This is a genomic window from Streptomyces sp. NPDC007945, assembly GCF_042958885.1.
Lineage (GTDB): Bacteria > Actinomycetota > Actinomycetes > Streptomycetales > Streptomycetaceae > Streptomyces.
Genome location: NZ_JBIBJV010000009.1, coordinates 35,485 through 48,986, shown reverse-complemented (window position 1 = coordinate 48,986; position 13,502 = coordinate 35,485). Strand labels below are relative to the sequence as shown.

The window sequence follows — 13,502 nt, the reverse complement described above, 5'->3', positions numbered from 1 at the left end:
CGTACCGTCCGCCCTCGGCCCAGGCAGGAAGCACCCGCATGCACGGCGACTTCTCCCGCGTCCTCTTCGATCCCGCCCGGCGTTTCTCCTCCGTACTGTCCCAGCAGGGCCGGGTCCAGCTCGACGCCGACTTCAACGAGCAGACGGCGATCCTCCTGCACTACGTCCGCACCCTGGCCGCCGACGTCCTCGGTCCCGCGGCGTACCCGCCCGACCCGGACGGCATCGGCGGGTTCGGGATCGACGGCTACGACGGGGACACCTTCGCCGTGGCCCCGGGGCGCATGTACGTCGACGGCATCCTGTGCGAGTGCGACGGCACCGACTACTGGGACCAGCCCGACGGGCACCTGGACCCGGAGCGCGACCAACTGCCCGCCGGCCCCTTCCTGGTGTACCTGCGGGTGTGGGAGCGGTTCGTGACCGCCCTGGAGGCGCCGTGGATCCGGGAGACGGCACTCGGCCCCGACGGCCCGGACACCACGGCGCGCACCCGGGTCGTCTGGCAGGTGTGCGTGCTCCCGTTGGAGCCGGGCTCGGGCACGCCCGACATGCGCAGTGCCGGGCGCTTCCTGCGGGACCGCGTCAGCGGCCGTTTCGAGCCGCGCGGCGTGCTCGCCGCGCGGACCCGCCGCCCCGAGGAGGCGGCCGTCCCGCCGCACGGGCCGGCCCCGTCGTCCGGCTACCTGGGCCCGGAGAACCAGCTGTACCGGGTGGAGGTGCACCGGGGCGGCAGGGAGGGCACGGCGACCTTCAAGTGGTCGCGGGAGAACGGCTCGGTGGTCCTGCCCGTCCGGGGCGTGTCGGGAACCGAGGTCGAACTGGAGACGCTGGGCCGGGACGACAAGCTCGGCGTGGACGTCGGCGACGTGGTGGAGGTCGTCGACGACGCCGTGGTCTGCCGAGGGGCCTCGGACCGGCCCGACGCGGACTGCGGCCGGCTCTACACCGTCCGGAGGGTCGACCACGACGCCTACCGGGTCACCCTGGACGGCGACGTCACCGACGATCCGTTCCACCGGTCCGCCGGACAGGTGCGGACGCGTCATCCGCTGCTGCGCCGCTGGGACCACGGAACCGGCGGGTGGGACGGCGGACCGGCGGACCCGATGGGCGTCGCGGTGCGCGAGGGGGAGTGGCTGCCGCTCGAGGACGGCGTCGAGATCCGGTTCGAGCCCGGGCAGGACGGGCCGCGGGTCTACCGCCGCGGAGACTACTGGCTGATCCCCGCCAGGGTTCTCACCGGGGACGTCGAGTGGCCGCGCGGTCGGCAGGGGCAGCCCCTCAAGCGCCGCCCGCACGGCGTCCGGTACCACTACGCCCCGCTCGCGCTCCTGGAGCCGCGGGACGGCGACGACTTCCGGATGGTGGACCTCCGGGTCCCGTTCCCCCCGCGGCGGTAGGTCCCGCGGCGTGCGGCTCAGCGCCCCGCGAACGCGAAGAGGTACACGGCCCAGGCCGCGAAGAGCGCGAACGCCAGGACGACCAGGGCCACGGGCGTGGTGCGGGCCGACACCTCCGCTCCGGTCGTCAGGTTGTGCAGCCGCTTGACCCGCAGCGTGCCGCGTTTCACCTTGCCGTGGGCGCGCACCCGGTCCCCTTCGTTGACGGCGCCCTCGAAGGAGTAGCCGCGCATCTCCACGGGGACGAGCCGCAGGGGGCGGCCCTGCCGGTCCTGCACCTCCACGCGGAAGTTGCACACCACGGTCGAGCTGGTGTTGCCGGAACTCCCCTGCACCTCGGTGCGGATCTGCACGTTCCGCGCCACTCCCTCGACCAGGCCGCTGCCCGCCAGGGTGCCGACCGGGAGCGGCGGGACGGGCGGTCGGGGAGGCGGCGTGACCGGGGGCGGCGGAACCCTCCGGGGCGGAGGAGGAGGAGGAGGAGGCGGGGGCGGGGGCGGGGGCGGCGGGGGACGGAGGATCCTCCGCCGGGCCGGCCGCGGCTCGGGCCCCTCGCCGTCGTCGTACAACGGCACGTAGGCGTGGCACACGGGGCACCGCTGTGCCCCGTGCGGCACATCGGTGCCGCACATCTCGCAAGCCCAGCCGCCCTCCACGGTCTAGTCGACCCGGTAGGTGACGTACAGGTTGTCGGGGTCGCCCTGGGCGGCGTCGATCGCGGCGACGGCCTGGGGAACGGACGTGACGAAGTCCTGCAGGGAGGTCCCGATGCTGCTCAGGGGGATCTTGCCGGCCAGGGCGCCCACCGCCTCGTTCACGGACGCGTCGGTACCGGTGGCCGCGTGGATGCAGTAGGCGTCGAGGATGGTCGCGGTGGCTGCCATGGTGCTTCTCCTGTCGTGTGCCGGGGGCCGAGGCCCGGGTGTCGTGCTCGGTGCGGTCAGCCCGGGACCTCCATGAGCCGCCGCCACGTCTTGTTGCCGACCATGCCGTCCGCGGTCAGGCCCTGACTCGCCTGGAACCAGCGCACGGCCTCGTCGCTGCGCGGGCCGAAGTCGCCGTCGACGTCGAGGGGCGGGGTGCGGCCGAGTTCGTTCAGGCGCCGCTGGATGTTCTTGACCCCTTCCGCCACGGTCCCCCGCCGGGCGAACGGCTGGTCCGCGGCGACGCGTTCGGCGCGGCCGGGATGGTCGGCCAGCCATTGCGCGACGTCTCCCGGCAGCGCGCCGGGACCGTGGGTCCCGCCGGGGCGCCATCCCTCGATCCGCTGGATCGCGGAGGCGAACGCGGTGAGTCCGCCGTCGTCGAGGGAGCCCAGGGGCGTCTCCGTTCCGACACCGAGGGCGGCGGCGACCTGTTGGGCGTACGCCGCGGGGTCGTTGGAGCCGTGCTTCGCCGGGGCGTAGTCGTGCATCACCGAGGTGATCGTCCTGTCCCCGCGTCGTGCCAGATAGCGGCGAACGGCCTCGAAGCCCGTCGCCTCGTCGGGGAAGACGGCGAAGCCGCGGTTCTGTTTTCCCGGGTAGGCGCCGTAACTCTCCGCCTCACCCGAGCGCACGATGTTCCCGGGGTTCTGGTCGTTCCAGGCGAGGGTGCCGCCGGTGCGCATCACGTCGTCGTAGAAGACGTGGTCGACGCCGAGGATGTTGACGACGTCGCCGGGTTCCATGTCCGGTGCTTCAGGCCAAGGCATGCGTGCCTCCGACAGGGGGAGCGGGTCGGTCGGGGCTCCTTCGCGCGGCCGCCCCGGGAGCGCGTACGTGGTGTCCTGCCGCGACCCGCGGCGGCAGCCGCTCGGCGAGCAGGCGGGCGAACCGGGGCGAGGGCTCGACCCCGAGTTCCTCGTTCGACAGCGTGCGGAACAGCGCGTAGTGACAGAGCGCCTCGTCCACGTTGCCCTCCGCGAGGTGCACGGACACGACGACCCGGTGCGCGCTCTCGCGCAGCGGCTCGGCGCGTATGCCGGCCCACGCCGCCTCCATGGCCAGGGCCGTCCTGCCCTGCTCGACCAGGGTTTCCGCCAGTGAGTCGAGGGCGTGCAGCCGCAGTTGGCGCAGGCGTTCGCGTTCCAGCAGCACCCAGTCCTCGTCCCAGCCCGGCAGGAGGTCTTCGCCGGTGAGGAGGGCGAGCGGGAGGGGGCGGTACGAGGGGAACCGGCCCGCCACGACGCCGAGGGCCGTGCGGGTGAGGGCGTGGACGTCCACGCGCAGCGCCGGGGCGACCATCAGGACGTCTCCGCAGCAGCGGACGAGCGGGAGTTCGCCCCGGGGGAGTTTCCACAACGCGGTCCGCAGGCTGCCCCTGGCGTGCTCCTCGGTGACCTCGGGCCACAGCGTGCCGGCCAGGACGGTGCGGGGCACGCTCTCGCGCAGGCTCAGGAAGGCCAGCAGCCGTTGCCCGTTGCGGCACAGGTCGATGCTGCGCGTTCCGCATTCCAGTCGGAAACGGCCGAGCAACCGCAACTGAGCGGAGGGATTCCTGTCCATGACCGCCTCGCGCACCGGGATCTCGCGTCGGCGCGCCTCGTGAAGGCCGTACCGTCTCGTCCTCTTCGGTGCCGCTTCCCGGCCGACTGACGTCCGTCGACTCGGCTTCGGGGTCCACGACCTCGGACGAGGCCTGTCCTTCTCAGTCTCGTCCCCCGCCTGCGCGGGCGCAACCGGGTGCGTCGACCGCTCGGAGACGATCCGCCGCTGGTCACCGGGGTGCCGATCCGACCGCCGCGCCGCGGAAGCGCGGCGTTGACGACGCGGTGACGCCCGGATGACGGCGGTTCCGTACCTTCGGTCACGGCGGCCCGGTCAGGCCCCGAGGACGGCCGGGCCCCTCCCGAAGAGTGACAGCGACGGACATCCCCGAGGAGGCCACGATGACCTGGAGGGTCGCGAACAGCCTGGAAACCCTGCGGCACCAGCTCGACGCACGCTTCCCCGGACGCAGCCTCGCCGCCGACGGCGGCATCGGCGACGCGGCCCACCAGGCACGGGGCAGCGACAGTGATCACAACCCGTGGTACGGGCCCGGAATCGTCACCGCGCGCGACTTCACCCACGACCCGGCGCACGGCCTCGACATCCAGCAGGTCGCCGACCAGTTGCTCGGCAGCCGCGACCCGCGCGTCAAGTACGTCATCGCCAACCGCCGCATCGCCACCCACCGTACGTGGCAGTGGGAGCCGTACACGGGCGCCAATCCGCACGAGGCGCACTTCCATCTGTCCGTGGTGGCCGATCCCCTCTGCGACGACGCCCAGGACTGGCGGCTTCCGCTCTTCGGCGAGGCGCCGGACGGCGGGGGCGGCGGTGGGGGCGGCGCGGTCGAACCGGGCTCCTTCACCACGTGGGGCACCCAGGTCAACGTGCGGGCGACCCCCTCCCTCGGGGCCGCGGTCGTGGCCGTGCTGCCCGGGCCCACGCGCGTGGTGGTCGCGTGCCAGACGAGGGGCGACACCGTCAGCGCCGCCGGTCACGTCAACGACGCGTGGTCGTACGTCCCCGCCCTCGGCGGATACCTCTCGAACATCTTCATCGACGATCCGGCCGCCTGGCTCCCGGGCGTCGGTGAGTGCTGACACCCAGGCGGTCCGTATGTCGCAGGCCCAGAAACTCCCCGTCATCTACGTCCGAGGTTTCGCCGGCGGTCAGTCCGGCATCGACAGCGCGGTGGCCGACCCGTTCCTCGGATTCAACGCCGGCTCCACGCACATCCGCATCGGACCGGACAACAAGCCGAGCTTCTACCAGTTCGAGAGCCCGCTGCTGCGGCTGATGGTGGACGAGGGGTATCAACTCCTCGTCCAGGGAAACCAGGAGACGTACCTCGACACGCACGCGGAGGTCCCCGCGCACACCATCTGGATCCACCGCTTCTACGATCCCTCCGCGAGCACCTGGGGCGGCACGCCCAAGGAGTTCCGCGTCGAGGACGCCGCGCAGGACCTGCTCGAACTGATCGACGAGCTCAGGGCCAAGGCCCACGTCGACCGGGTGCACCTGGTCGCCCACTCCATGGGCGGCCTCATCTGCCGCTGCCTGCTCCAGAAGCTGCTGCCGGAACGCGGCATCGAACCGACCGCCCGCGTCGCCAAATTGTTCACCTACGGCACGCCGCACGGCGGCATCTCCTTCGACGTCGGCTTCGGGATGCTGGAGCGGCTGCGGGACGCCATCGGCATCAACGGCGCCGACATCTTCGGGCGCGAGCGGATGTACCAGTACCTGACACCGGGCGCCACCCCGCGCGACGAGCCGCCCGGGAACTGGGATCCGCGGGCGATGCCCGCCGACGGGGAGCCCTTCGCCTTCCCCCGCCGGCAGGTCTTCTGCCTGGTGGGCACCAACCCGGGCGACTACGACGTGGCGCACGGCCTGTCGTCCGCCGCGGTCGGACCCCGCAGCGACGGGCTGGTGCAGATCGACAACGCCTACGTGCCCGGAGCCTTCTGCGCCTACGTCCACCGCAGTCACAGCGGGCGCTACGGCCTCGTCAACTCCGAGGAGGGCTACCAGAACCTGCGACGGTTCCTGTTCGGCGGTCTGAAGGTGGAGTCCGTGCTCGTCCGCTACCGGCTGCCGGAGGAGGAGAACACCGTGTGGCAGGCGGAGGTGGGGCTGTCCATCCGCGGCCTGCAGATCGTGATGCACGAGCGCTCCAGCGACCAGTGGTGCCCGATCCAACTCGACGGCGACACCATGCCCGGGGCGGACGGCGAACGGGCCGTGCCGCTGGTGAGCACCTTCCTGTGCGAGAACCTGGCCAGCCCGAACGGCGCCGGTGCCCTGCGGTACGCGCTCCACCTGCGCGTGCTGTCGCTGCGCGAACGGGACAACGGCTTCCTGGACTTCCGCGACCACATCGAGCGGACGGCCGACTTCGACGACATCCTCATCGTCGACGTCAGCGGCGACGCCGGGGTTCCGGCGCTGCGCGCCACCTGGAACTCCGACATCGTCGGTCCCATCAGCGACTACCGGCCGGCCGGCCTGGAACTGGCCGACGACGATCCGGCGAGCGGCAGATGGATCAGCTACATCCCCCTGCCCGAATCCACCACGACGATCCTCGGCGAGGACGCGCGGATCCGCCTCGCCGTGTCCGACTGGAGCTGAGGAGGTCAGGCCAGCAGGTTCACGGCGCCCTGGAACAGGCCGGGGAACCGGGCGGCCGCCGGGGTGATGAGGGGGGCCGTGGCCGGCTGGTTGCGGAGCCAGAGCAAGGACCTCGTGAGGAGGCGGTAGTTGCGGGACAGGCGGCACCAGGCCTGTTCGTAGGCGTGCGGGCGGCCCTCGCGCAGACAGCGTACGAGGGCGTCCGCCGCCGTCAGGGCGAGGGTGAGGCCCTCGCCGGTCAGCGCGTCGACGTACCCGGCGGCGTCGCCCACGAACAGGACGCGGCCGGCCGTGCGGGTGCGGGCCTGCTGGCGCAGCGGCCCGGCGCCCCTGACCGGGGTCCCGTCGGCCGTCCGCAGACGGGCGGCCAGCGCGGGGAAGCGGGTCAGCTGCTCGTCGAAGGGCAGGCGGTTCGAGGTGAGGACGGCGACGCCGACCTGCCGCGGTCCGATCGGGGTGACGTACGCCTCGCAGTCGGCGGACCAGTGCACCTCCACCAGATCGGTCCACGGTTCGACGGCGTAGTGGCGCCGCAGCCCGTACCGGGGCGGGCGTCGCCGGGTGGCGGCCGGCCGTACGGTCAGGCCGAGGGCGTGCCGGGTCGGCGAGTGCAGTCCGTCGGCCGCCACCAGGTAACGGGCGGTGAGCCCGTCGGCGGTCACGTACGCCTCGGTCTGGGTCACCCGGCGGACCCGGTGCGGCTCGACGCGGACGCCGAGCGCGAGGGCCCGGGCGGTGAGCGTCTCGTGCAGCACGGTCCGGCGCGCGCCGAGCCCCGGACCCGTGCGGAACGCGGCCTCGGCGCGGCGGCCTCCCTCGGCGTCGACGTAGCGGATGCCCCGCAGGGGTCGCCCCGGCACCCGCACGTCGAGGGCGTCCAGGGCGCGCACCGCCGAGGGCATCAGTCCCTCTCCGCAGGCCTTGTCGACGGGCGCGGGCCGGGGCTCGGCGACCATGACGTCGAGGCCTCGTCGCGCGCCGTGGATCGCGGTGGCCAGGCCCGCCGGGCCGCCCCCGACGACGAGGAGGTCGATCACGACGCGGCCCCGGCGGGGGTGCGGTCGCGTGCGGGTGCCAGCGCGGTGTTCTCGCAGCGGATGCGGACGGTGAGCAGGGCCGCGTTCAGGAGCGAGAAGCCCAGGGCCGTCAGCCAGGCGGTGTGCACGAGGGGTAGGGCGAGGCCCTCGACGACGACCGCGACGTAGTTGGGATGCCGGAGGAAGCGGTACGGGCCCGAGGCGACGAGCGGCAGGCCGGGCACGATGAGCACCCGGGTGTGCCAGCGGGGCCCCAGGGTGCCGATGCACCACCACCGCAGGGCCTGGGCGGCCAGGGCGAGGACGAGGGCGACCCAGCCGAGCGCCGGCAGGAACGGCCGGTCGGCCGCCCAGGGCTCGACGAGGCAGCCGAGGAGGAGCGCGGCGTGCAGGACGACCATGAACGGGTAGTGTCCGGCGCCGTGCTCGCGCGAGCCCCGGGCCCGGCTCCAGTAGCCGTTGCGTCGCGCCACGGCGAGTTCCGCGAGGCGTTCGGCGACGACCAGGAGGACCAACACGCTGTAGAGCGCCACCGTCACTGTCACGGGAACCTCACCAGGCCAGCAGGACGAGTTCGGAGGAGAAGCCGGGCCCGAAACCGACGACCAGGCCGATCGTTCCGGGCGGCGGCCGGTCGGCCTGGGTGTCCTTCAGGATCTGCAGCACGGACGCGGAGGACAGATTGCCGTGGGCGGCCAGGGCGCGGCGGCTCGCGGCGAGCGCCGAGTCCGGCAGGCCGAGCCCGGCGGCGAACGCGTCCAGGATCTTCGGGCCGCCGGGGTGGCAGATCCACGCCCCCACGTCGCCGGGTTTGAGGTCGTGCGCGGCGAGGAAGGACTCGACCTCCTCGGCCGCCTGGAGCCTGACGAGTGCGGGCAGCTCCGGGCCGAGGACCATGCGGAAGCCCCAGTCGCCGACGTCCCAGCCCAGCAGGTGCTCGGTCCCCGGGTACAGGCGGCTGCGCGCCGCCACCACGCTCGGCACGGGGGGCCCGGACGGCCGTGCCGCCGTACGCGAACACGAGGACAGCGAGGACGGCGAGGACGCCGAGGACACCGAGGACGGCGGGGAAACGTCACCGTCGACGGGACGGTCGCTGCCGACGGCCACGAGGGCGGCGGCTCCGTCCCCGAAGAGGCCGCCCGCCACGAGGTTCGCCGTCGACGTGTCGGCGCGCTGCAGGGTGAGCGAGCACAGTTCGGTGGAGAGGAGGAGGGCGGTGCCGTCCGGTCTGCCGTCGAGGAAGTCGTGGACGCGGGCCAGGCCGGCGGCACCCGCCGCGCAACCGAGCCCGAACAGGGGCATGCGCCTGACGTCGGGCCGCAGACCGATTCGTCCGGCGAGGCGGGCCTCCAGGGAGGGGGTCGCGATCCCGGTCACGGTCGTGGAGACGACGAGGTCGACGTCCTCCGGGCGTACGCCGGCGTCCTGGAGCGCCCGCTCGACGGCCTCGGCGCCCAGCTCGACGGCCAGTTCGACGAAGAGGCGGTTGGTCTCGCCGAACGTGCCGAGGTCACGGTAGCGGTCGAGGGGCAGAGCGAGATGACGGCTCTCCACGCCGGTTGCGGCGTGCAGCCGGCGCACGAGGGCCCGGTCGGGTCCGGGCGGCAGACCGGAGACGAGGTCTTCGGTGATCTCGTGCTGCGGGTGGCGGTGCGGCGGGAAGGCCGTGCTCACCGCGAGGACGCGGGTCATTGCTCCAACATAGGGACGGCGGGGCGTCGACAGCCTCAACCCGGAGATCGTGGGCGCGCCGTCGCCTAGCGTGGGGCGATGCGCCCCACGACGGACGAAGGACCCCACCACCTCGCCGCCCCGGCGGTCCCCGGCCCGGCGGAACGCTCCTTCCTCGTAGGTCTGCTGAGGGCGAGCCACCCGGTGCCGGCGGCGGGGGTGACGGTCCTCGCGGCGCTGCTGGCCGCCGCCTTCGGGGTGGAGCCCGCCTCCGCGGCCCTGGCGGTGGCGGCGGTCGCCGCGGGACAGCTGTCGATCGGCTGGTCCAACGACCGGCTGGACCTGCGGCGCGACCGGGCCGCGGGGCGCCGTGACAAGCCGCTGGCCACGGGCGCGGTGCGGCCGGGCACGGTGGGCGCGGCGGCCTGCGCGGCGCTGCTGCTGTGCGTGCCGCTGTCGCTCGGCTGCGGGCTCCTCGCGGGCACCGCGCACCTCGTCGGCGTCGCCGCCGGGTGGGCGTACAACCTGTGGCTCAAAGGGACGGTCCTGTCGTGGCTTCCCTACACCGCCGCCTTCGGGCTGCTGCCCGCGTTCCTGACGCCGGCGCTTCCGGGCAGCCCGTGGCCGCCCCTGTGGCTGACCGCCGCGGCGGCGCTCCTGGGGACCGGGGCCCACTTCGCGAACGTCCTGCCGGACCTCGACGACGACCTCGTGAACGGGGTACGGGGGCTCCCCCAGCGACTGGGCCGGCGCGGGTCCTTGGTGTCGGCCGCCGCCCTGACCCTGGCCTCCTGCGTGACGCTGACCGTCGGCCCCGCGGGCCCGGTGACCCCGGCCTCCGCGGTCCCGATCGGCGTGGCGCTCGCGCTCTGTGCCGTGGCGGTGGCCGGACCACCCGGTCTGCTGCGCGGCCGCGCGCCGTTCGTCGCCGTCCTGGGCATGGCCGGCGTCGACGCCGCGCTCCTGGTCCTGGCCGGAGCCGCGCCCCTCGCCGGCCGAATCACGCCGTGACCAGGGCGTCAGCCCGGCACTGTGGCGAGCAGCCGTGGCCGGGGGACGGACTCGCGCCGAGGCCGGACGCGCTCCCTGTCACGGGGCCGTCCGGCGTCCTACCGGGTGGGCGTGGCGGCTCGGTGACCCGCCAGGCGGGAAGGTCGACGGCGTGCACGTCGTGGTGGCTGTAGACCGTCCCGGATACCGGCTCCTCACGCGGGGGGCTCGCCTGCCGGCCGGCGTGGGCAGCCCGGGACCCCCTCGTGGGGGCGCCCTGTCCCGGCGGAGTTCGGTCACTCGATCTCGAGGGCCTCGACCAGCCCGCGTTCCGTCTCGTCCACCCCGTCCGGGTGGGGGGCGACGACCGCGTAGCGCCAGGAGCGGCCGTCCTCGGGGGCGTCGGCGTAGAGCACCGCCCCCTGGCCGCGTGCCGGGTCGAACGCGAGCCGGCGTTCCCGCAGGCGGGCGAGGGCCTCGGTCAGGCCGAGGGCCGTCCGGGTGCGTCCCTTCGCCACCGACCATGCCGGCGGGGCCGTTCCGGCCGGGGCCGTGAGCCGGGTGACCATGGCGTGGGGGGTGGTGGTGGCGGTTCTGCGGACGTTGCTCTCGCCGGCGTACGGCACTCCGGCCGTGTCGACGAGCGCGTCGAGTCCGAACGGGCCGAGGTGGCCGTGGGCGGCCAGGTGGCGGCCCAGCCTCCGCCCCCACTCCTCCAGCTCGCCGGCCACGTGCGCGCATGACGGCGGCAGGGGCGACACGTAGCCCGTGAAGGAGCCGTGTTCCGTCCGCATCGCGCCGCTGAAGAGGACCCTGGTCCCGGAGGGCGTGTTCTCCAACTGGACGCTCACCGACTCGGCCACGGCCACGTGTTCCTCCACCACCCACGTCCCCCGCGGGCCGCCGACCGGCGCGAGCGCCGGGCCCGGTCCCCGTACGTCCCGCCGGGACAGGAAGAGCATCCCGTGGCCCCCCGCGGAGCGGTCGGGCTTGACGACCACCCTCTCGTGCCGTTCGAGCAGCCGCCGTACGGCTCCGTCGACTTCGGGGCGGGAGCACACCCGTCCCTCGGGAAGGCGCATGCCCAGTCGCGCGGCGGCTTCGCGGAATCCGGCCTTCGTGTTCAGCAGCATCGTCACCGGCAGGGCGGCGGCGGCCTCCTCCGCGGTCGCGTACGGGTGGACGGTGAGCCCGAGTTCGCGGGCGAACGCGACGGCGGACGCGTCGGGGGCGGTGGGGAGCAGCGCCGTTCCCGGCCTGCGCGCGTGGGCGGCCACCCGGTCCGTGAGCCCGGCCTCGCGCACCGCGCGGGCCAGCGGGACCGCGCCGGCCGGCGGCACTTCGATGACGGTCGTCCGTTCGGGGGCGACCCCCGTGAGGCCGCTCACGTACCGCCGGAAGTCCTCGCTCAGCGAACCGGGGGTCACCAGCGCGTCGCCGGTCCGCAGCAGCCACGCCTTGCGCGGCGCCTGCTGGGCCCAGCGCGCGAGCGCCCCGCCTTCCGCCAGGTCCACCGCCAGGTCCGACAGGAAATTGGCGAAGAGCAGCAGGGGCCCCGCGTCGGGCTCGTCCACCGGCGTTCCTTTCGCTCGCCTCGGGGTCCGGGAGCGGCAAGGAGCCGCGTGCGTCCTACGGTAGGCCGCCGCGGACGCCCGCGCCCGCGGCGGTCCGGGACCCCTTAAAGCGAGCGCGGGAGGCGTCGGCGGCGCACGGTCAGCACCGTGGGCAGGTGGCGTCGCAGGGCGGCCCGGGCCGCGTTGGCGCCGGGCGCGCCGTGCACGCCGCCGCCCGGGTGGGCGGACGCGGAGGCGAGGAAGAGGCCCTTGACGGGTGTCTCGGGGCGCCCGTTGCCGGGGAGGGGCCGGAAGACGAGCTGCTGGTGGAGGGCGGCCGTGCCGCCGTTGAGGGCTCCGGCGCGCAGGTTGGCGTCCATCGCCTCCATGGTCGGAGGGGCCAGGATCCTGCGGCGCAGGACGCGCGACCGGAAGCCGGGGGCGTACCGTTCGACGACCTCCTCCACGCGGTCCGCCATCGCCTCGCTCTCGCCGCCGTCCCATCGGCCCGTCAGGCCCTGCCCGCCCGCGTCGCCCTTGATCCGGTGCGGCAGGTGGGTGTACGCCCACGCGGACTCGGTTCCCGCCGGGGAGCGGGTCGCGTCGGCCACGGTCATCTGGCCGAAGATGAGGAACGGGTCCTCGGGGACGAGTCCCGTGGCGAGCCGGGCGGCGTAGGCGGTCAGGCCGTCCATGCCGTCGGCCAGGTGCACGGTGCCCGCGGTCGCCGCGTCCGGGGCCGTCCAGGGCACCCGGGAGTCGAGCGCCCAGTCCACCTTGAAGGTGGCGAAGTCCCACTGGAAGCGCCGCAGGTCCCTGAGGAGGCCGTCGGGCAGGTGCTCCTCGCCGACCAGGGAGCCGTAGAGCGCGGGCGCGGAGACGTCGGCCAGGACGGCACGGCGGGCCGGTACGGGGTCGCCCGCCGCGGTGCGTACGCCGACGGCGCGACCGCCGCGTACCACGACCGAGGCGACGGGCGTGCCGCAGTGGACGGCGCCGCCCCGTCGCTCCAGCCGCCGCACCAGCGCGGCCGTCAGTTCGCCCGCGCCGCCGGCCGGGACGGGGAAGCCGTGGTGCTGGCCGAGCATCGACATGAGCCATCCGTAGCCCCCGCTCCCCGTCGCCTCGGGGGGCAGGTCGGCGTGCAGGGCGTTGCCCGCGAGCAGGAGGCCGCCCGGTTCGGCGCGGAACTCCTCCTCCGCCAGCCGGCGTACGGGCAGCAGCAGCCGCCGTGCGAGCGCAAGCCCGCCGGCGCGGCGGACGCCGTCCAGGAGCCGGGCGGCGGGGACCACCGGCGGGAAGGGCGTGAACAGTCCGCGGACGATGCCGGTGCCGAGCCGGTCCCAGATCCCGCACAGGTCCCGCCACGCGTCCCCGTCCCCGGGCGCGAACCCGTCCAGCGCCGCGGCGGTGTCCCCCGGCAGCCGGTCGAGGACCGCGCACCGGCCGTCGGGCAGGGGGTGCGCGAGCACCCGCGGGGCGTGGCTCCAAACGAGGCCCTCCCGGTCCAGGCGCAGGGAGGCGATGACGGGCGAGGCGGCGGCGAGGGGATAGAAGGCGCTGAACACGTCGCTGACGTAGTCGGGGTGCACGCCGCGGTCGCTGCGTACGGCGCCTCCTGGTTCGGGCTGCGCTTCGAGCACCGCCACGCTCCAGCCGGCGTCGGCGAGGAGGTTGGCGGCGACCAGTCCGTTGGGTCCGGCTCCGATCACGATCGCGTCGGGCATCGCGTCTCCC

The 13,502-nt window shown here is 74.5% G+C and carries 13 protein-coding genes; 4 read left to right on the top strand and 9 right to left on the bottom strand.

Annotation, left to right across the window (positions count from 1 at the left end; translation table 11 throughout):
- Nucleotides 1-38: 38 nt before the first annotated feature.
- Entirely contained in the window at nt 39-1,403 is a 1,365-nt protein-coding gene (locus tag ACFZCF_RS26075; RefSeq protein ID WP_391289142.1) for a DUF6519 domain-containing protein, read from the top strand.
- Nucleotides 1,404-1,420: 17 nt separating this feature from the next.
- Here ACFZCF_RS26075 and ACFZCF_RS26070 read toward each other — a convergent pair whose 3' ends face one another.
- From ACFZCF_RS26070 to ACFZCF_RS26055, 4 genes are all read right to left on the bottom strand, one after another.
- Entirely contained in the window at nt 1,421-1,756 is a 336-nt protein-coding gene (locus ACFZCF_RS26070) for a hypothetical protein (RefSeq protein ID WP_388448368.1), read from the bottom strand.
- A 306-nt stretch (nt 1,757-2,062) separates the two neighbouring features.
- Entirely contained in the window at nt 2,063-2,287 is a 225-nt protein-coding gene (locus ACFZCF_RS26065) for a hypothetical protein (protein WP_391289140.1), read from the bottom strand.
- Between the two features lie 56 nt (nt 2,288-2,343).
- Nucleotides 2,344-3,096 (bottom strand): peptidoglycan-binding protein, encoded by a 753-nt coding sequence (locus ACFZCF_RS26060; protein ID WP_391289138.1) that lies wholly within the window; start codon nt 3,094-3,096, stop codon nt 2,344-2,346.
- The gene (locus ACFZCF_RS26055) at nt 3,083-3,889 is read right to left on the bottom strand and encodes a BTAD domain-containing putative transcriptional regulator (protein WP_391289136.1); all 807 of its coding nucleotides are present in this window, start codon (nt 3,887-3,889) and stop codon (nt 3,083-3,085) included. Before ACFZCF_RS26055 ends, ACFZCF_RS26060 begins: the two co-directional genes overlap by 14 nt.
- A gap of 383 nt (nt 3,890-4,272) precedes the next feature.
- Here ACFZCF_RS26055 and ACFZCF_RS26050 point away from each other — a divergent pair, with 383 nt between their 5' ends.
- Both ACFZCF_RS26050 and ACFZCF_RS26045 read left to right on the top strand, forming a co-directional pair.
- Nucleotides 4,273-4,974 (top strand): hypothetical protein, encoded by a 702-nt coding sequence (locus ACFZCF_RS26050; protein ID WP_391289134.1) that lies wholly within the window; start codon nt 4,273-4,275, stop codon nt 4,972-4,974.
- A 16-nt stretch (nt 4,975-4,990) separates the two neighbouring features.
- Complete coding sequence (locus ACFZCF_RS26045) at nt 4,991-6,511, top strand: alpha/beta fold hydrolase (RefSeq protein ID WP_391289132.1); 1,521 nt, start codon at nt 4,991-4,993, stop codon at nt 6,509-6,511.
- Between the two features lie 5 nt (nt 6,512-6,516).
- On the opposite strand, the gene ACFZCF_RS26040 is transcribed toward ACFZCF_RS26045, so the two are convergent.
- The 3 genes from ACFZCF_RS26040 to ACFZCF_RS26030 are packed head-to-tail and all read right to left on the bottom strand — an operon-like array spanning nt 6,517 to nt 9,243.
- Nucleotides 6,517-7,548, bottom strand: a complete 1,032-nt coding sequence (locus ACFZCF_RS26040; protein WP_391289131.1) for an FAD-dependent monooxygenase — start codon at nt 7,546-7,548, stop codon at nt 6,517-6,519.
- Nucleotides 7,545-8,081 carry an isoprenylcysteine carboxylmethyltransferase family protein gene (locus ACFZCF_RS26035; RefSeq protein ID WP_391289375.1) on the bottom strand — a complete coding sequence of 179 codons (537 nt, stop codon included), beginning with the start codon at nt 8,079-8,081 and terminating at the stop codon, nt 7,545-7,547. Before ACFZCF_RS26035 ends, ACFZCF_RS26040 begins: the two co-directional genes overlap by 4 nt.
- A 19-nt stretch (nt 8,082-8,100) precedes the next feature.
- The gene (locus tag ACFZCF_RS26030) at nt 8,101-9,243 is read right to left on the bottom strand and encodes a 3-oxoacyl-[acyl-carrier-protein] synthase III C-terminal domain-containing protein (RefSeq protein ID WP_391289129.1); all 1,143 of its coding nucleotides are present in this window, start codon (nt 9,241-9,243) and stop codon (nt 8,101-8,103) included.
- A 78-nt stretch (nt 9,244-9,321) separates the two neighbouring features.
- Between ACFZCF_RS26030 and ACFZCF_RS26025 the strand changes: the two genes are divergently transcribed.
- Complete coding sequence (locus tag ACFZCF_RS26025) at nt 9,322-10,233, top strand: UbiA family prenyltransferase (RefSeq protein ID WP_391289127.1); 912 nt, start codon at nt 9,322-9,324, stop codon at nt 10,231-10,233.
- A gap of 275 nt (nt 10,234-10,508) precedes the next feature.
- Here ACFZCF_RS26025 and ACFZCF_RS26020 read toward each other — a convergent pair whose 3' ends face one another.
- A complete protein-coding gene (locus ACFZCF_RS26020; protein WP_391289126.1) occupies nt 10,509-11,786 on the bottom strand; it encodes a peptide ligase PGM1-related protein in 1,278 nt (425 codons plus the stop codon).
- 104 nt (nt 11,787-11,890) lie between these two features.
- Nucleotides 11,891-13,492, bottom strand: a complete 1,602-nt coding sequence (locus ACFZCF_RS26015; protein WP_391289124.1) for an FAD-dependent oxidoreductase — start codon at nt 13,490-13,492, stop codon at nt 11,891-11,893.
- Between the last annotated feature and the right edge of the window lie 10 nt (nt 13,493-13,502).